Origin of the sequence: Streptomyces gottesmaniae, from assembly GCF_031845845.1 — a bacterium.
Classification (GTDB): Bacteria; Actinomycetota; Actinomycetes; order Streptomycetales; family Streptomycetaceae; genus Streptomyces; species Streptomyces akebiae.
In genome coordinates this window covers 118,886-136,957 of sequence record NZ_JAVRFJ010000003.1, presented here as the reverse complement: position 1 = coordinate 136,957, position 18,072 = coordinate 118,886, and the positions used below count along the sequence as shown (strand labels likewise).

Annotated in this window: 14 protein-coding genes; 5 read left to right on the top strand and 9 right to left on the bottom strand. The window is 71.2% G+C overall.

Annotation, left to right across the window (positions count from 1 at the left end; all coding sequences use genetic code 11):
- Nucleotide 1 precedes the first annotated feature (1 nt).
- The 6 genes from RM704_RS04785 to RM704_RS04760 all read right to left on the bottom strand — a co-directional run bounded on the left by RM704_RS04785 (nt 2) and on the right by RM704_RS04760 (nt 8,643).
- Nucleotides 2-1,984, bottom strand: a complete 1,983-nt coding sequence (locus tag RM704_RS04785) for a dipeptidyl-peptidase 5 (RefSeq protein WP_033529806.1) — start codon at nt 1,982-1,984, stop codon at nt 2-4.
- A gap of 73 nt (nt 1,985-2,057) precedes the next feature.
- Complete coding sequence (locus RM704_RS04780; protein ID WP_033529807.1) at nt 2,058-3,389, bottom strand: M20/M25/M40 family metallo-hydrolase; 1,332 nt, start codon at nt 3,387-3,389, stop codon at nt 2,058-2,060.
- Nucleotides 3,382-4,215 carry a M55 family metallopeptidase gene (locus tag RM704_RS04775; RefSeq protein WP_033529808.1) on the bottom strand — a complete coding sequence of 278 codons (834 nt, stop codon included), beginning with the start codon at nt 4,213-4,215 and terminating at the stop codon, nt 3,382-3,384. Before RM704_RS04775 ends, RM704_RS04780 begins: the two co-directional genes overlap by 8 nt.
- A 90-nt stretch (nt 4,216-4,305) precedes the next feature.
- Nucleotides 4,306-5,031: a class I SAM-dependent methyltransferase gene (locus tag RM704_RS04770; protein WP_033529809.1), complete on the bottom strand. Its 726-nt coding sequence runs from the start codon at nt 5,029-5,031 to the stop codon at nt 4,306-4,308.
- 183 nt (nt 5,032-5,214) lie between these two features.
- Entirely contained in the window at nt 5,215-7,674 is a 2,460-nt protein-coding gene (locus RM704_RS04765; RefSeq protein ID WP_033529810.1) for a SpoIIE family protein phosphatase, read from the bottom strand.
- A 318-nt stretch (nt 7,675-7,992) separates the two neighbouring features.
- Nucleotides 7,993-8,643, bottom strand: coding sequence for a TetR/AcrR family transcriptional regulator (locus tag RM704_RS04760; protein ID WP_033529811.1), 651 nt, complete (start codon nt 8,641-8,643; stop codon nt 7,993-7,995).
- A gap of 103 nt (nt 8,644-8,746) precedes the next feature.
- Between RM704_RS04760 and RM704_RS04755 the strand changes: the two genes are divergently transcribed.
- Nucleotides 8,747-9,211, top strand: a complete 465-nt coding sequence (locus tag RM704_RS04755) for a YybH family protein (protein ID WP_052146260.1) — start codon at nt 8,747-8,749, stop codon at nt 9,209-9,211.
- 106 nt (nt 9,212-9,317) lie between these two features.
- Nucleotides 9,318-9,572: a hypothetical protein gene (locus tag RM704_RS04750; protein ID WP_033529812.1), complete on the top strand. Its 255-nt coding sequence runs from the start codon at nt 9,318-9,320 to the stop codon at nt 9,570-9,572.
- Nucleotides 9,573-10,408: 836 nt separating this feature from the next.
- On the opposite strand, the gene RM704_RS04745 is transcribed toward RM704_RS04750, so the two are convergent.
- The 3 genes from RM704_RS04745 to RM704_RS04735 all read right to left on the bottom strand — a co-directional run bounded on the left by RM704_RS04745 (nt 10,409) and on the right by RM704_RS04735 (nt 14,497).
- On the bottom strand, nt 10,409-11,326 hold the full coding sequence (locus RM704_RS04745; protein WP_033529813.1) for a DUF1963 domain-containing protein: 918 nt from the start codon (nt 11,324-11,326) through the stop codon (nt 10,409-10,411).
- Nucleotides 11,327-11,488: 162 nt separating this feature from the next.
- The gene (locus RM704_RS04740; protein ID WP_033529814.1) at nt 11,489-13,876 is read right to left on the bottom strand and encodes an MFS transporter; all 2,388 of its coding nucleotides are present in this window, start codon (nt 13,874-13,876) and stop codon (nt 11,489-11,491) included.
- 177 nt (nt 13,877-14,053) lie between these two features.
- A complete protein-coding gene (locus RM704_RS04735; RefSeq protein WP_033529815.1) occupies nt 14,054-14,497 on the bottom strand; it encodes an SRPBCC family protein in 444 nt (147 codons plus the stop codon).
- Nucleotides 14,498-14,707: 210 nt separating this feature from the next.
- On the opposite strand from RM704_RS04735, the gene RM704_RS04730 reads away from it, so the two are divergent.
- The 3 genes from RM704_RS04730 to RM704_RS04720 all read left to right on the top strand — a co-directional run bounded on the left by RM704_RS04730 (nt 14,708) and on the right by RM704_RS04720 (nt 18,067).
- Nucleotides 14,708-15,751 (top strand): Rv2578c family radical SAM protein, encoded by a 1,044-nt coding sequence (locus RM704_RS04730; RefSeq protein ID WP_033529816.1) that lies wholly within the window; start codon nt 14,708-14,710, stop codon nt 15,749-15,751.
- Nucleotides 15,752-15,899: 148 nt separating this feature from the next.
- Nucleotides 15,900-17,471 carry an alpha/beta hydrolase gene (locus tag RM704_RS04725; RefSeq protein WP_033529817.1) on the top strand — a complete coding sequence of 524 codons (1,572 nt, stop codon included), beginning with the start codon at nt 15,900-15,902 and terminating at the stop codon, nt 17,469-17,471.
- Nucleotides 17,472-17,536: 65 nt separating this feature from the next.
- Nucleotides 17,537-18,067: a GNAT family N-acetyltransferase gene (locus RM704_RS04720; protein WP_033529818.1), complete on the top strand. Its 531-nt coding sequence runs from the start codon at nt 17,537-17,539 to the stop codon at nt 18,065-18,067.
- Nucleotides 18,068-18,072 lie beyond the last annotated feature (5 nt).

Genomic DNA, 18,072 nt, shown 5'->3' with positions numbered 1-18,072 from the left:
GTCACTTGGCGAGCTCCAGAGTAGGGATACCCGGAGGATTCAACCCGAAGACCCGCGCGTACAGCGACAGCTCCGCCTCCAGGACCCGCACCATCGTCTCCGCCCGCCGGAAACCGTGTCCCTCCCCCTCGAAGGCGATGTAGGCGTGCGGCACCCGCCGCCCGTCGATCCGGGCCAGGAACCGCTCGCACTGCGCGGGCGGACAGATCACGTCGTCGAGGCCCTGAAGCAGCAGGAACGGCGCCGTGATCCGGTCCGCGTGCTCGGCGGGCGACCGCTCCGCGTACCGCATCGGCTCCTCGGCCAGGGGCCCGACCAGGCTCTCCAGGTACTGGGACTCGAAGTCGTGCGTGTCCCCCGACCCCCAGTTCGCGAGGTCGAGGACGGGGTACAGGATCGTTCCGCAGGCGTACACGTCGGTCGCGGTCAGGGACACGGCGGCGGTCCAGCCGCCCGCGCTGCCACCCCTGATGGCGAGCCGGGTCCGGTCGGCGGTGCCCTCGTCGGCCAGGGCGAGCGCGACGGCCGCGCAGTCCTCGACGTCGACGACGCCCCACTGCTCGCGCAGCCGGTTGCGGTACTCCCGTCCGTATCCGGTGGACCCGCCGTAGTTGACCTCGGCGACGCCGATGCCGCGTGAGGTGAAGTAGGCGATCGCGAGGTCCAGGACCAGCGGCGCGCGGCTGGTGGGCCCGCCGTGCGCCCAGACGACGTAGGGCGGCAGCTCGGTGCTGAAGGCGACGACGCCGGGGTTGTGGGGCGGGTAGACGTGTGCGTGGATCTCGCGCCCGGCGGGGCCGAAGAAACTGCGGATCTGGGGTTCGGGGTAGTAGGAGGGGTCCACCGGGTCGTCGTGCGCGGCACCGATCACCCGGGCGTCGCCGGTGACGGAGTCCAGCTCGACCACCTCGTACGCGCTGCGGGGGCTGGCCCCGATGCCGAGGACCCGGCCGCCGTGCACGGCGAGCGAGGGGGCGAACTCGGTCCATGGCCCGGCCGCGTCCACGACCTGGCCGGTCTCCAGGTCGAGGACACCGAGCGCGGTGGCGCCCCGCCCGTGGATCACGGCGACGAGCCCGTCGTCCAGCAGCGCGAACCAGCGCCAGCCGACCTTCCACAGCGGGCCGCCGAACTCCTCCTCACGGGCGCACAGGGCCGTGCGGTCGCCTCCGTCGGGGTCGAGGCGGTAGAGGTTCCAGTAGCCGGTGGTGTCGCTGGAGTACACGAGGGTGCCGTCGGCGGCCCAGTCGACCTGGGCGACCGACTCCTCCGGGCCGCCCGCGACGGACCGGGGCGCGCCGAGCCGGCCGTCCTCGGTCACCTCGGCGACCAGCAGCGACGTGCCGTCCCACGGCATCCGGGGGTGGTCCCAGGCGAGCCAGGCGGCACGACGGCCGTCCGGTGAGAGACGGGGGCAGGTGACGAACCGCCTGCTGTCGTCGGTCAGCTCCCGTACGGCGCCGCGGTCCTGCGCCGCCGAGCCGTCCAGCGGTACCGCGGCGACGACCCGCCGTACGTCGGTGGGTCCCTCCCCGGTGAACTCCTCCAGGACGCACCACACCTCGTCCCGCTCCGGGTGCGGGCGTGGGTCCACCCAGCGCAGTCCGCCGCCGACCGGCGACACGGGGGTGAGCGGGCGGGGCTCGCCGCCCGGCTCGAATGCGTAGAGACGCTGATCGGCGAAGTTCGCGAAGACCACGAGGGGGCCGGTGTCCCGCGGGACCCCGGTCCAGGGCTGCCCGCCGTACTCCATGACCCGGCTGCGCACGTTCCACGGGGCCGGCAGGACCGACTCCTCCGTGCCGTCGGCCGTGCGCCGCACCAGGGTGCGTCTGCCGCCCTCGGTGGGCCGGGGCTCCGTCCACCAGGCCTCGTCGCCGACGAAGCCGACGAACTCGGGATGCCCGTCGTGCGCGGCGGCGAGCGCCGCGTCGATCGGCGAAGGCCACGAACCGTACGCCAGGGTCTGCACCTTGTCCCCCATGTCCTCAGTCCTTCAATCCTTCAGTCCCTCAGTCCCTCGGTCCGTGGTCCCGCATGCTCCCGCGTCCCGTCGGTCAGGCCGTGCGCAGGAAGCGGTCGAGCACACGGACGCCGAAGTGGAGCGCCTCCACCGGGACACGCTCGTCGACACCGTGGAACAGCGCCGCGTAGTCGAAGCCCTCGGGGAGCTTCAGCGGCGAGAAGCCGTAGCCGGTGATGCCGAGCCGCGAGAACTGTTTGGCGTCCGTGCCGCCCGGCATGCAGTACGGCACCACGTGCCCCTCGGGCGCGAACTCCTCGACGGCGGCCCGCATCCGCGCGTACGTCGCCGAGTCCACCGGCGACTGCAGTGCCACCTCCCTGTGCTCGTACTCCCACTCCACATCGGGTCCGGTGAGCCGGTCGAGGGTCTCCCGGAACTCGTCCTCGCCGCCGGGCAGATACCGTCCGTCCACGTGGGCGACGGCCTCCCCCGGGATCACGTTGATCTTGTAACCGGCGTCCAGCATGGTCGGGTTGGCGCTGTTGCGGACGGTCGCCTCGACCAGGGCCGCGGCCGTGCCGAGCTTGTCGAGCAGCCGGTCGACGCCGCCGGGGTCGTCGAGGTCCGCCTCGACGCCGTACAGCGCGGCGAGTTCGGTGAGGGCCGCGCGGACGGTCGGGGTGAGCCGCAGGGGCCACTCGTGCGCGCCGATCCGGGCGACGGCCGCCGCCAGCCGGGTCACCGCGTTGGCCCGGTTCACCTTGGAGCCGTGGCCGGCCCGGCCGCGCGCGGTGAGCTTCAGCCAGCCGGTGCCGCGCTCGCCCGCGGCGATCGGATAGATCTGCCGGCCGCCGCCGTCGTGGAAGGTGAAGGCCCCCGATTCGCTGATGCCCTCGGTGCAGCCCTCGAAGAGACCGGCGTGCCGGTCGGCGAGGAACCCGGAGCCGTCCTCGGCGCTCGCCTCCTCGTCGGCGGTGAACGCGATCACGAGGTCCCGGCGGGGGCGTACGCCGGTGCGCGCCCACTGCCGTACGACGGCGAGGATCATCGCGTCCATGTTCTTCATGTCGACCGCGCCCCGGCCCCAGACCACGCCGTCGCGGATCTCCCCGGAGAAGGGGTGCACGGTCCAGTCGGCGGCCTGGGCGGGCACGACGTCCAGATGACCGTGGACGAGCAGGGCGTCCGCCGAGGGGTCGGTGCCCTCGATCCGCGCCACCACGTTGGTCCGGCCCGCGGTCCGCTCCAGCAGTGTGGGCTCCAGGCCCGCCTCGGCCAGCAGCGCGGCGGCGTACTCGGCGGCCGGCCGCTCACGGCAGTCCCCGCCGCCGCGGTTGGTGGTGTCGACGCGGATGAGGTCGGAGGTGAACCGGACGACCTCGTCCAGCGCCCGCTGGTCCACGGGTGCCGTCTGCTCAGCCATATGTCTCCTCCACCGCGGCCGAGACGATCGTGGTGACCGCCTTGAAGGTGCGGATTCCCTCGTACATGGTCGGGCTGGTGTACGCGACCTTGCGTTCACCGGTACGGGCCACCCCGGGCACCACGGTCGCGGCCATCGCCAGGTGCTCGGCGTCGAACTCCAGCGCCACGGTGAACGGGCCGCCCCTGACCGGTGCGTGCCGTACCGCGAGCGCCGCGGCCTCCTTCGCCGCCGCGCGGATGTCGGCGGCCGTCCTCGCCGGGGTCCGGCACACCGCCGCGTACCGCGACACATGGTCCTTGACCGCCACTTTGAGCGCCTCGGGCGCATAGCCCAGGGCGTCCTCGCACGCCACGTCGTCGCCGGTCACCAGCACCACCGGTACCCCGTACTCGGCCACCACATGCGAGTTGAGCAGCCCCTCGCTGGCCCGCTCGTCGTTCACCCACACCCCCGTGATGGAGTTCGCCAGGTAGGTGTGGGCGAGGACGCCCTCCATCCCGGCGCCCGCGTGGTAGCCGACGAACGCGATCCCGTCCACGTCGCCGTGCTGCACGCCCTCCACCATGGACAGCGCCTTGTGCCGGCCGGTGAGCATCTGCGCGCGCTCGTCCAGCTCCTCCAGCAGGAGATTGCGCATCGTCCAGTGCGCCTCGTTGATCAGCACCTCGTCGGCCCCGCCGTCGAGAAAGCCGAGCACGGCGGCGTTCACGTCCGAGGTGAACATCGAACGGCACCGCTCCCACTGCGGTGTCCCCGGCAGCACGTCGGCCGGCCAGGTGACACCGGTGGCGCCCTCCATGTCGGCGCTGATGAGGATCTTCATGGCTCGAACCGTACGCGTTCACGACGATCCGTGGCAGACCTGTGGATAACTCTCACCGGCCCGGCCCACCGTGGTGGGACCCGACAGTGCCTAGGCCCTGCGCCCCGCCACGTACCACCTCGACGGCAGTTCGATCCGGGTCCCCTCGGCCGTGTGTTCCGTGGTGACCAGGGGAAGTTCGCCGCTGGTGACCACGGTGAGGCCGGCGGCGCCCAGGTACTCCGGGATCGCCGCGTCGCTGACGTCGCCGGGGGCGATGCCGTGCCGGAAGACCGGGGCGAGCTTGGCCGGTGGGCCGGCCGGATCGGCCGCGAGGCCCATGAGGACGCCCTTCGCGGCCTCGGCGAGTTCGACGAGACAGACCCGGCCGCGTTCGCCCAGCAGCGTGGCGACGGTGTCGACGAGGCGCTGGCGGTCGTCGGGCTCGCACTGGTGGAGGACGCCGCGCACATAGACGTTGGCGTCGCCGAGCTCGGCGTGGAGGGCTTCGGCGTCCGTCTTGTCGACCGCGTCGAGCACACGGTAGGCGGCCCGGCCGTCCGGGTCGGCTCGGCGGGCCAGGTCGACGGCGGCGGTGGAGAGGTCGGCGCCGAGCACGCGGGGGAAGCGGTCGGCCAGGAAGCGGGTCTGGGTGCCGTTGCCGCAGCCGAGGTCGACGAGCGGGAGGTCGGCGGAGGTCAGATACGGCTCGAAGAGCGCCAGATGGACGGCCGCGGTCCGTTCGGGTCCGGCGTCCCAGAAGACGGCGCCCGGTTCGTCGGACGCCTCCCGCCAGAACCCCTCCCAGGCCTCCCGGTACCGACTCGTCACGCTCATGCCCCACACCCCCGGATCAGCGACGCGGCCGCCGCTCCGGCGGCCCAGATCGGTCTACCGTGCTCGGCGGCCGCAGACAAGCACCGTGCGCGTCCCTGCACCCCTCGTCCGGATCACACGCTCCCCCGAGCGCCCCGCACGCCCCCTGGACCCAGCCGGTGCGTGCACGCCCCCGTCGGTGTCTCAGCGCCGCCGCGGCAGGGTCAGTTCGAACCACACGGTCTTGCCCGCGCCCGTCCGGCTGGTCCCCCACTCGCGGGCCAGGGTGGTCAGGACGCGCAGTCCACGGCCGGACTCGTCCGTCGGCGCCGCGCTGAGCAGGTTCGGCAGGGTGGGGTCGTCGTCGTAGACCTCGCACAGCAGGGTGTCGCCACGGACCAGACGCAGTTCGACGCGGCTCCCGCGCGCGTGCCGTACGGCGTTGGTGACGAGTTCGCCGACCAGGAGTTCGGTGGTGTCCGTGAGGGTGTCGAGGCCCCAGACGCAGAGTTGTTCGCGGACGGCGGCGCGGGCGCGCGCCGCCTCGATCGGGTCGCGGGCGAGACGCCACTCGGCGACGTCCTCGGGCTCGATGCCATTGAGCCGGGCCATCAGCAGGGCCACGTCGTCCTTGCGGCCGCCGCGTGTGTTGAGGGCGCGGATGATGGTGTCGCAGGCGTCGTCCATGGAGGCGGCCGGGTGGGCGGCGGACTCGCAGAGCGTCGCGAGCCCCACTCCGATGTCCTCGCCACGCATCTCGACCAGCCCGTCGGTGCACATCACGAGTCGGTCGCCCGGCTCCACGCGCACGCGTACGGCCTCGAACGCCACTCCGCCGACGCCGATCGGCGCACCCGTGGGCAGGTCGAGGAGTTCGCTGCGGCCGTCCACCGCGCGGACCAGCACCGGCGGGATGTGCCCGGCGTTGGCGAGGTGGAGTTCGCCGGCGATGGGGTCGTAGACGGCGTAGAGGCAGGTCGCGAGATAGTGCTCGCCGAGCCGCTGGGCGAGGTCGTCGAGGTTGCGCAGGAGTTGTGCGGGCGGCAGGTCGAGGGCGGCCATGGTCTGCACGGCCGTGCGCAACTGGCCCATCATCGCGGCGGAGTTGAGGCCGTGCCCCATGACGTCGCCGACGACCAGGGCGGTGCGGGCGCCCGGCAGCTTCACCGAGTCGAACCAGTCGCCGCCGACCCGTCCGAGCAGGGTGCCCGGGAGATAGCGGGTGGCGATGTCGCAGCCCGCCATGTGGGCCTCGATCTGCGGGAGCATGCTGTCCTGGAGCGTCTCGGCGACGTTCTCCTGGTAGGTGTACATGCGGGCGTTGTCGAGGACGAGGCCCGCCCGGGCGGCGAGTTCGGCGCCGGTGACGCGGTCCATGTCGTCGAAGACCTCGCGCTCCGGGTGGCGCAGCAGGATCATGAAGCCGAGCACGACGTTGCGGGCCTTCAGGGGCACGACCAGCATGGAGCGGCCCGTGATCAGTGGCCGGATGTCGCGCTTCTCGAACTGCGCGGCGATCGCGTGCCCCATCTGCTCGCTGATGCGCGGCACGAGGACGGGCTCGCCGGTGGTCATGCACTGGAAGAACGGGGTGTGCGCCGGGAACGGCATGGCCTCGCCGACGGGTACGACGTCGTCCCAGCGGCCCGGCTCGTCCGTGTGCTCCACGGCCACCCGGTGCCACATGGTCGTCGTGTCGGGCACCCCGTCCGGGAACCCCTCACCGGCGACGACCTGTTCGCGCAGGTACGTGCCGGCGACGTCGGTGAAGCGGGGCACGACCGCCCTGCTGACCTCGACGATGGTCCGGGAGAGGTCGAGGGAGGTGCCGATGCGCCCACTGACCTCGTTGAGGAACTCCAGGCGCTCGCGTACGGCTGCGTGTTCGAGGTCCTCGCCCTCGTCCGGCGCGTCCTGCGGTACCGGCAGCCCCTCCGCGACGGCGCGCGCGGCCCGTTCACGGCGGGCCTGTCGCTCCGCACGCCGGGGCACGCCCCAGTCGGGTGTCACGGGCACCCGGTCGTTCTGGCTGAACTCCAGGACCGGATAGCCCAGTTCGAGGACCTGGGCGACGATGCGGGCACCCTCGCCGACGCTCATGCTGGGCAGGATCTCGGGGAGCCTGCGGGCGAGCTCCTCGGCACCGGGGAAGTCGGTGTGCAGGGCGAAGCCGGGGGCGATGCGTTCGACGGCGACGTCCGCCCCGTCGTCCCGCCGCAGTGTCCCGGCGTCGGCGGCCAGCACCAGGAGGCGTTCCCTGCCGGGGCCGACCAGGGGGTACGCCCACCACAGCACGTCGATCCGGTCACGGCCGGGCACGGTGAGACGGGCGCGGCCGGCCGCCGGGTAGGACAGCTGTCCGTCGAGCGAGGTCTCCAGGTCGTGGCCGAGGGCGTCGTACGCGCCGTAGGCCGCGTGCGGCGGGGGGTCGTCCTCGTCCGGGAGGGCGCCGGAGACGGGCAGCAGGTCCAGGGCGGGGTGGCCCACCGCGTCGTCCTTGGTCGTGCCGAAGAGGCGGCGTGCGCCGGAGCTCCAGTGCGACACGAGCCCGGCGCGGTCGACGACGACCACGGCCAGGGGGATGCGGCCGGCCGCGGCGTGCTCCGGCGTCTCGTCACCGGCTCCGGGGCCGGTAGTCGCGCCCGTGTCGGTGCCACGGTCCATGGCCAAGGCCCTTTCTCCCCACGGCTCGCAAGATCTGCGCCGCCCTCACTACCGTACGGCTGCGTAGCGTCGCGATGTGTGGCAATACGCGAATTCCCCCATAGGAGCCTCCGGCGCACGCGCAGGACACACGGGCGGCGCACGATCACTCGCACGCCCCCTAGGGACTGTGCCGAGTTGAGAGCTTCATGTGAGGCTGCGGAGCCAGATGACCGCGCCGCGTAGGTGGCGTCCGGCGAGGTAGCTGGTCGGGGTACCGTCCCAGCCCGGTCCGGACAGCGAAACAGCCAAACCCGTGATCTCGACTCGGCACAGTCCCTAACGCACCAGAGGCAGGCCGGCCGCAGTGGCCGCCACCATGCGCTTCAGTGTCGGGCGGAACGGCGGGAACGCCCCCGCGATTTCCGGCTCGCGCGCGTACAGTTCACGCAGCGCCTCAGGCGGGCGGGTGATGGGAAACAGCTTCGCCACGAAAGCACTGGCTGTCATCACCAGGGCAGCACCATCGGCAGGGGTCAGCTCCGGGCAGGCGACGGAGATGCGCTGGCCGATCGCCCAGTAGGTGTCGATGGCCCACCTCTTGAAGACCTTCAGCACCTCCACGGACACATTGTGCTCGAGCATCGTCTCCGCGTGCGTGGTCAAATCACAGTAGAGCGGCCGGTCCACGAAGGCATCCGCGAGAACGCCCGCCGTCGCCTCCGTCCCACTCACCTCCTGCAACCGGGCACTTACCGCGCTCGCCCACTCAGCTCCCGCGCTCATCAGCAGATGCAGGTAGATCTCCTCACGCGTACCGAAGTAGCGCAACACGTTGGACTTGGCGAGTCCGACCGCGGTGGCGATGTCCTGCAGGCTGACCCTGGCCACGCCGGAACGCTCGGCGAGCTCCCGAGCAACGGTGAGGATGGCCTCACGGCGCTGGTCCTTCTGATCAGGGCGTCGAGCCCGCTGGAATGGCGCTGACATGACCGTTCATCCTAGTTCAGAGCTAACGGAACACCCGTCTCTTGTTAACGGATGGGCGTTCTGTTAACGTCCCGACATCCGCCAACCCCATCGCGCTCCAGGAGTGAAAGACATCTCCGCCACCCCGACCGACCTCAGCCAGACCATTGACGACTTCGTTGCCGCCTTCAACGAGCCGAGCCCCGATCTCGACAAGGTCATGTCCTTCTTCACCGACGACGCCGTGTACCTGCCCGGCCACCTCCCGGAGCGACGTGGCATCGCGGCGATCCGCAAAGAATTCGAACCGCACTTCGCGGGACGCTACGGCGCCATGCACTTCGCCGTGTACGACAAGATCATCGACGAGCCGAACCGCCGCGCCACGATCCGCTGGGCCTGCCGGCTCGACATGAGCGGAGAGTCCGGCCGTCATGTGCCGTTGCCACTGCGCCTGTTCGCCCGTGCACGCTACGGCGGCCGTATGCAATGGCACGGCGTGGACGTGTTCCACTTCGACACCGCAGGACGTATCAGCGGCAAGTTCACCTACGCCATGTTCCGGTTGCCACTGTGGGAGCGAGGCTGACATCGCTCCCCGACGGCCCGAACACCCGAGACACCCCACGCGACGGTGCCCGTCGCACCTCCCCACGGGGAAAGCTCGGGCCCGCCCGCAAGCCGTCCCGTGGAGCATGTCCACGGTGGCCAAACTGCTGATCGGAGTCACCCTGGCCGGCACAACCCTCGGCCTCGCTCTGCTCGCCGTGATCGCACGCTGGTCGCGCAGGCGCGGTGGCTTCGGTCCCCGCGCGAGCGTCTGGGTACGGACCGTGACCGTCGTCCCGCTCGGTCTTGGCGGATGGCTGCTGGGGGTTCTGCTGATCTGGACGGTAGGTCCCGATGACTTCGTGGCCAGCGCGAGCGTGATCGTGCCCGGACGGGCCTGATGGTAGGCCTCGGCGCCTACCTGGCCTGGACCCGTGACGAGCGCTCATCCCGGATCCGGCGCGCTGGGTTGGTCGCCGCGGTCTGCGGGGCGTTCCTCGGGGCATGGCTCGGCTGTTACGCGCTTTCCGGCCTTCTGGCGCCTGCCGCAGCCATAGCCGGTGCAGGCGCGGCAGCGAATCTTGGGCTGCTGTGCGTCGAGCACTTCCGTAGGTGGCCGGACCGCGCTTGGCGCACACCGGCGACCCGTAAGAGCTCTTGAGTCCGCAGGAGAACACCATGGGGCGGGCGGGCGCCGCAGGGACCTGCGACGTCAGGCCCGCCAAGTCGTTTTCTGCCGATCGGCTCTTTGTACTCGCTACGTCGTCGCCGGCATCCGGGGTGCCGCTCGACAAACCAGCCGCACCCTTCGCGTGATCGTCCAGCCTCGATCTTTCGTGACGGTCCGCCGACGGAGTCGGTGGACCGTTCTCGTGCCGTGGGCTGGGGGTGGGGCGGGCTGAGGGCCCGAGTGTCGTCTCGGGGTGGCGCCGGGTTCCACTGCTCCGGTGTCGGGCTGTTGTCGTAGGGACGGGAAAGCTGCTGGTCATCTGAGGCCGGCGTCGGCCTCAGCCCCGCTGAAGTTCGCCCTGCCCCCTCTCAGGGTCGGGGCACGGGGGGCGGTCGGTCAGGCGGCGTCGCAAACGATGGACAGCTTCGGCCTCGCGTCAGGCCGGCGGCTACCGCCCCGTGTGTGTCGGCGTGGTCCTTCAGAAGGTGGCTGTACGTTCGCCGAAGCTCCTCGACTGCCGGGGTGTGGCGATCGGCGTGCGTCGCGGGACGTGCGACGACGCGCCGCCTATTCGGTGAATGCGGTGAAGGAGAGTGCCTTGTCGAACCGACCGGCGCTGAGGTCGTCATGGCGGATCAGGAAACGCGCGTGGTAGACCTCGTCCCCCGGCTCGAACTGAACAAGCGGCACCCACTCGCGCATCACCCGAAGAGCCTCCTCCTCCAGGCGCAGATGCCACTCGTCCGGCGGGACGACTAGTTCGCCGGCCTTTTCGCGTGCCTCAAGGATGTTCTCCGCCATCCTGGTCTCCGGAGTGGTGTACATGTTGTCGGTGGCAAGCTCGCCGATGCCCATGGAGTACCCGCCGAGACAGACATCGGCACCGTTTCCTTCTGGCCAGAGGTCTCTGACCAGAGCGCAGAGTTCCTTTCTGTGGGCCAGGTTGCGAGCCAGGTGCTCCTGGCCGTCGGACTGCGAAGCCTCATCGTCGTCCTCGAACCAGCTGGGCAGTTCCGCGTTGACCGTGGCGAAGAGGTCGTACTCCCGCCCGACGAAGTCGAGCGTCAAATTGCAGAACATCTCCTCGTCGTGGTCGGGCTCCTCCGCTGTTGCGGTGTCGGTGCCGGCCGGCACATACACAATCCGCGCGAACTTCTGCTCATCGGCGATGGAACAGGTGTCGTAGGCCCACTCGTGGTGCAAGAAGAGGAGCAGCGAGCCGTCCGCCGGCAGGGCGAGGCCGTCCACTCTCGGAAGCGCCGCACAGTCTAAGGAGGCGACGAACGGCAGCGGCCCGTACTCGGAGGACGGCCACCCCATGCCCACCGGCAGCCGAGGCAACCCGCCGCTTCGCCCGACCGGAACGCCGTTGGCGCGCCCACTTGCCCAGATCGCGAATCGCAGGAACTCGGCGAACTTGCTGACCTCATCCCCCGGGATGCCCCGTTCGATCGCCGCGCGACGGAAGTGCTGGTGATAGTCCATGGCGGGGCATGGTACTTACCCGCAGGTGGCATACACCGCCAGCCCGCACAGGCTCGGCCACTCACGCCTCCAGCGGTCGGAACGGACGTCACCGCACATCCAACCGCCACGACCACCAACCCGGCGAACCAATACGGTCAGAGCCCTAGTACTCCAGCCCCCTCAGTCCGCGTAGCCCAGTTGGAGGTCCTGTTCCGTCCTGGAGCCGGAGGGGACCTGGAGCACCGTCGCGACGGGCGGATACCCGGTGGCGATGACCGTGTACTCGCCTGCGGCGAGGTCGACGAACCGGAAGGTCCCGTCGATGCCGGTGGTGATCGTGTCGACGACGTTCCCGGCGGCGTCGAGGAGTGTCACGCGCGCGTCCTCCACCGGTCGGCCTCCCCCGGCGCGGACCGTGCCCCGCAGGACGGCGCCCCCGGCGAGCTCGATGTCCTGGCGCGTCTCGCGGGCGGCCCGCACGGTGACGGGCAGCGCGGCGGGCCGGAAGGAGTGGGCGCCGGCGGCGAGGGTGTACTCCCCGGCGACCAACTCGGTGATCAGGTACTCGCCCTCCTCCCCGCTGCGGGTGGTCACGACGACCTCGCCGTGCACGTCGGTGAGCGTGACGGTCGCGTCGCTCACCGCCCGACCGTCCGCCGTCCGTACCACCCCGGCCAGGCGTCCCGCGCCGCCGAGCACGATGTCGACCTCGACGGGCCGGTCCCCGACGGTCACGCTCACGGCCTGCGGCTGGTGGCCGCCGGCGGTGGCGATCAGCACGTACGCCCCCGGCCCGGGCGTGGACAGCGCGAACCGCCCGTCGTCGCCGCTCCCGCCGCGCCCGGTCTGCCGGCCCCCGGCGTCGATGAGGGTGAGCGCGGCCCGGCACACGACGGTGCCGTCGGGGTGCTGGACCGTGCCGCGGACGGGGACGCCGGGGACGTACGGCGAACGCGCCTGCGGGATCTGGACGGAAGGCGTGGCCGAGGGCGCGGGCTCGGGCGTGGGGTCGGCGGCAACCTCGTCGAGGGGCACCGGTGTCCTCTCCTTGAGGAAGCAGGCGATGAGGAGCCCGAGGACGAGCACCGGCGTGAGGTACAGGAAGATCCTCGGCATGGCCTCCGCGTAGGCCTGGGCGTAGGCGTCGCGCAGCGGGTGCGGCAGGGTGTGGACGAGGTCCGGGGTGAGGGAGCCGGGGTCGGGGAGGACGGCGTCGGCGCGCTGCGGGAGGCGGTCGGTCAGCCGGGCCGCCAGGAGCGCGCCGAAGGCGGCCGTGCCCACGCTGCCGCCGATCTGCCGGAGGTAGTTGCCGGCCGCGGTGGCGGGCCCGACGTCGGCGGGGCGCACGGAGTTCTGCACGGCGAGGATCAGGACCGGCATCACCATGCCGATGCCGGCGCCGAGGACGGCGGTCCAGACGCCGAACTGGAGCCGGGGCGTGTCCGTCTCCAGCCGGGACAGCAGCCACACGCCGAGTGCGGTCAGGGCGCTGCCGAGGACCGGGTACGTCCGGTAGTGCCCGGTGCCGCCGATGAGCCGGCCGGAGATCACGGACGCGCCGACGATGCCGGCCATCATCGGCAGCATGAGCAGCCCGGACTCGGTGGCGGAGATCCCCCCGGTCATCCGCAACTGGGTCGGCAGGTAACTGGCCGTGCAGAAGAGGGCGGTGCCGATGGCGATCCCGACCAGGCCGGTGACGACGAAGACGGGGTCCTTGAACAGCCGCAGCGGGACGAGGGGGTGGGGCGCGAACCGCTCGGCGACGAGGAAGACGATGGTCGCGACGACCGTGCCGGCGGCGAGGCCGAGGACGGGCCGCGAGGTCCAGGCGTACGTGGTGCCGCCCCAACTCGCCAGCAGGACCACGCAGGTCGAGGCGGTGGCGAGCAGCAGGGCCCCCAGGACGTCGAGGCGCCCCTCGGTCGTCGGCCTCGGCAGGCGCAGCGCGAAGGTGACGACGGCCAGCGCGAGAAGCCCGGCGGGGACGTTGAGGTGGAAGCACCACCGCCAGCTGAGGTGGTCCGTGAGCAGGCCGCCCAGGAGCGGGCCCGCGACGGAGGCGAGGCCGAACGTGGCGCCGACCAGGCCCAGATAGCGGCCTCGGTTCCTGGTCGGCAGGATGTCGGCCATGATCGCCTGAACACCGATCATGAGGCCGCCCGCGCCGACGCCCTGGAGCGCGCGGAACGCGATGAGCTGGTCCATGTTCCGGGAGAACCCGGCGAGAGCGGAGCCGGTCACGAAGACCGTGAGGGCGAACTGCAGGACGCCCTTGCGGCCGTGGAGCTCGCCGAGTCTGCCGTAGACGGGAAGGGTGACGGTGGCGGTGAGCAGATAGGCCGTGATCGGCCAGGACATGCGGTCCGCGCCGTGCAGCTCACCGACGATCTCGGGGAGCGCGGTGGCGACGACCATCTGCTCCAGCGCGGCGAGGAGCAGGACGAGCAGGAGTGCGGAGAAGACCAGCAGGGCCCGGTGCGGGCCGAGTCGGGGAGGTCCGTCCGCCGGTGGCGGTGGGGCGGGTGTGGTGGTCGGCTCGTTCTTCACCAGTGTGGTCGCGCCCATGCCTACCGCTCCCCTCGTCGCACTTACCGCACAATTCCCGCGTTAAGCGGCAACTGTCGGCAAGTGCGGCGAGTTACGGCATTCCGGGGAGCGTCACGGAGATCCACTCGATCCGGTGAGGACGGCAACGCGCCCCGGATGATCGCCCGTTGGACCGGGCACCCTTCTCGCTCCGGGTTACTTCTCGACCTCGGCGGCCAGGTTGGCGAGCAGGGCGTCGTAGATGCGGGCGAGGCCCTTGGGGGCGAAGGTCTTCTCGAAGAAGCCGCCGATGCCGCCGGCCCCCTGCCAGGTGGTGGTGACGACGACGCGGGAGCTGCCCTCGCCCGCCGGGGTGACCCGCCAGACGGTGACCATGGTGGAGTTGCGGTCCTTCTCGACGAGTTCGCCGTCGGAGGGCTCGGTGACCTCCAGGAGGCAGTCACGGACGCGCTTGCTGGTTGCCTGGAGCTTCCAGTGGACGAGGGTGCCCTCGCCGTCGCCGCCCTCGCGCACCTCGTACTCGCTGAAGTGCTGCGGCATCAGCTTCTCGCGCGCGCCGCTGTACTCGGCCAGAGTGTCGAACACCGTCTCCGCGTCCGCCGCGACGACTCGTTCAGTCGTGGCCTCGACCTGCGCCATTGCACTTCCTCCAGCACTTGGTAACTCGGGGATGTGCGGAAAGCCAACCACCCCCCGCCCGGAGGGCCCAAATCGGGGTGCCCCAAGGGCCCGGAGCGGACGGCCCCGAGGACCCCCGACAAGACCTCCACACGATGCTCGAAACCCCGTTCGCACGATCAAGGGAACATGTGTTCTATTCTGGGGCCGAGAGCAACCGAGGAGGCGTCCATGCGCTGGGACCATCTGGCCGAGAACCCCGCCACGGCCCGGGACGCCGCGCTGTTCGGCGCGGACGTGGTGACGACCCGCACCTTCGACACCCCCGAGTTCCGCGGCATGACCTTCCACGAGGTCCGGGCGAAAACGATCGTGAACCGGGTGCCGGGAGCCTCCCGGATGCCGTTCGAATGGACGGTGAACCCCTACCGGGGCTGCTCGCACGCGTGCGTCTACTGCTTCGCCCGCAGGACCCACAGCTATCTGGACCTCGACACGGGCCTGGACTTCGACTCACAGATCGTGGTGAAGATCAACGCACCCGACCTGCTGCGCCGACAGCTCGCCTCACCGCGCTGGCACGGCGAGCACATCGCCATGGGCACCAACGTGGACTGCTATCAGCGCGCCGAGGGACGCTACCGCCTGATGCCGGGCATCATCGCTGCCCTGCGCGATCACGCGAACCCCTTCTCGATCCTGACCAAGGGCACCTTGATCCTGCGCGACCTGGACCTGATCCGGCAGGCCGCGGAGGTCACCGAGGTCGGCATCTCGGTCTCCGTCGGCTTCACCGACCCCGAGCTGTGGCGCACCGTCGAGCCGGGCACGCCCGCCCCGGAGCGCCGGCTCGACGTGGTGCGGGCCTTCACCGACCTCGGTATCGGCTGCGGAGTGCTGATGGCGCCCGTGCTGCCCTTCCTCAGCGACCACCCCGACCGACTGCGCGCCACCGTGCGGGCGATCGCCGCCTCCGGCGCCACCTCGGTGACCCCGCTGGTCCTGCATCTGCGGCCCGGCGCCCGCGAGTGGTACATGGCCTGGCTGGAACGCCACCATCCCCATCTCGTACGGCGTTACGAGCTGCTGTACGCGGAGGGCGCCTACGCGCCCAAGTGGTACCAGCGGCAGATCACCCGTCAGGTGCACGAGCTGGCCCAGGAGTACGGCATGGGCCCCCGGCGCGCGGAGCTGCCGCGGCGGACACCGGCACGCGAGCCGGTCGCGCCGGAGCCGGTCCGGGACACGACGCCGACGCAGCTGACGCTGCTCTGACCTCCCTCGGGGCATCCGGGCGCTTCTCGCGCCCCCGATTGGGTCAACTCTCGCTGGAACGAGTTCCTTCGCGGGCCTGCTCCGGGACGATGCGACGAAGGCCGTGATGTGCACGGCCCGAAATCCTCCGTCCTGGGAGGCCTGACGAATGAAGAAACGCGCAGCTGCTCTGTGCGGTGCCGTGGCCGTGTTGGCCGGAATGGTCACGGCGGTCCCGGCCGGCGCGAGCGGCGCTCTCGCCGCCGCGCCGGCGGCGAAGCTCGCCTGGAAGAAGTGCGCCACCGGCGACTACCCGACGCTCCAGTGCACCACCCTGAAAGTGCCGTTGAACCACGACGAGCCGGACGGCAGGAAGATCACGCTCGCCCTGTCCCGCGTCCCGCACACCGCGAAGAAGTACCAGGGCCCCCTGGTGGTCAATCCGGGCGGGCCCGGCGGCAGCGGCCGAACCCTGGCCGGGTTCGTCGCGTCCTCGCTGCCGAAGAAGGTGGCGGCGCAGTACGACGTCATCGGCTTCGACCCACGCGGCGTCGGCGCCAGCAAGCCCGCGCTCACCTGCCGGCCCGGCCATTTCTCGCCGGTGCGCCCCGACTCCCTGCCGGTCGACGCGCGGGCCGAACGGGCCAATCTCAAGCGCGCCGAGGCCTTCGCCGCCGCCTGCGCGAAGAAGTACGCGGACGTGCTGCCGTTCATCGACACGATCAGCTCCGTCAGGGACATGGACGCCATCCGCGCGGCCCTCGGCGCCAAGAAGATCAACTACTTCGGCTACTCGTACGGCACGTACCTGGGCGCCGTGTACGCCAAGCTCTTCCCCCACCGGGTACGCCGCGCGGTGCTGGACTCCGTCGTCGACCCCTCGGGCGTCTGGTACGACGACAACCTCCAGCAGGACCTGGCGTTCAACGACCGCCACCGGGCGCTGATGGCCTGGATCGCCAAGAACCACAGGACGTACCGGCTCGGCACCGATCCGGAGAAGATCGAGGCCAAGTGGTACGCGATGCGGGCGGCGCTGGCCCGGAAGCCCGCGGACGGCAAGGTGGGCCCCTCCGAGCTGGAGGACACCTTCCTGCCCGGCGGCTACTACGACGGCTACTGGCCCCATCTCGCCGAGGCGTTCGCCGCCTACGCGAACAAGAAGAACGACGACCCGCTGGTCGAGGCCTACGAGAACTTCGGTGCCGTGGACGCCGCCGGTGACAACGGCTACAGCGTCTACACCTCGGTGCAGTGTCGCGACGCCCGCTGGCCGCGCGACTGGGCCGAGTGGCGCGACGACAACTGGACGGTGTACGCGAAGGCACCCTTCATGACCTGGAACAACGCCTGGTACAACGCGCCCTGCGCGTTCTGGCCGACCGAGGCACTGAACCCGGTGGACGTCTCGAACACCGCGCTGCCGCCGGTCCTGATCCTCCAGGCGACGGACGACGCGGCCACCCCGTACGAGGGCGGAGTCGTCACGCACCAGCTGCTGCGGGGCTCCAGTCTGGTGGTCGAGCAGGGCGGTGGGAACCACGGCATCTCGCTGAGCGGCAACGCCTGCCTGGACAAGCACCTGGTGGCGTACCTGACCGACGGCAGCGTGCCGCGCGGCACGGGCGAGGCCGACGCCGTCTGTGCCAAGCTCCCCGACCCGAAGCCCCTGAGCACCAAGGCCGCCTCCGCCTCGTCCCGGGGCTCGACGCTGCACGGCCTGCTCGGCTTCCGCCGCTGAGACCCGGCCGTGGGGCCCGCCGAAAATCGCGGGACTCCCACGGCCGCCCCGCCTAGGGTGCCGTCATGGACGACTCCCCCCATGAGCTCCGCATCCGCGAGATGACGCCGACCGACTGCCGTCCCGTGGCGGAGATCCGGGTGGCGGGCTGGCAGACCGCCTACGCCGGGCTCCTCCCTCAGTCCTACCTCGACGCGATGCGGGTGACCGAGGACGCGGAGCGGCGGCGCGAACTGCTGTCGAAGCCCGGCAACCCGGTGGTGAACCTGGTCGCCGAGCGGGCCGGCGAGATCATCGGCTGGGCGGCCTACGGGCCGTACCGCGACGGCGAAGTCCGCACCGAGGACGCCGAGTTGTACGCGCTCTACGTGCGGCCGGGACACTGGGGCGGCGGGGTCGGCGAAGCGCTTCTACGCACCTCCACCGCACGCTGCGAGGCCGCCGGCCACGGCCGCGTGCTCCTGTGGGTGCTGAAGGAGAACGCCAGGGCCCGTCGCTTCTACGAACGTCACGGCTTCACCCCTGACGGCGCCGTGGAACCGTTCGAGGTCGACGGAGTCGAGGTCCCCGAGGTTCGTTACGCACGACAGCGCTGAGGGGC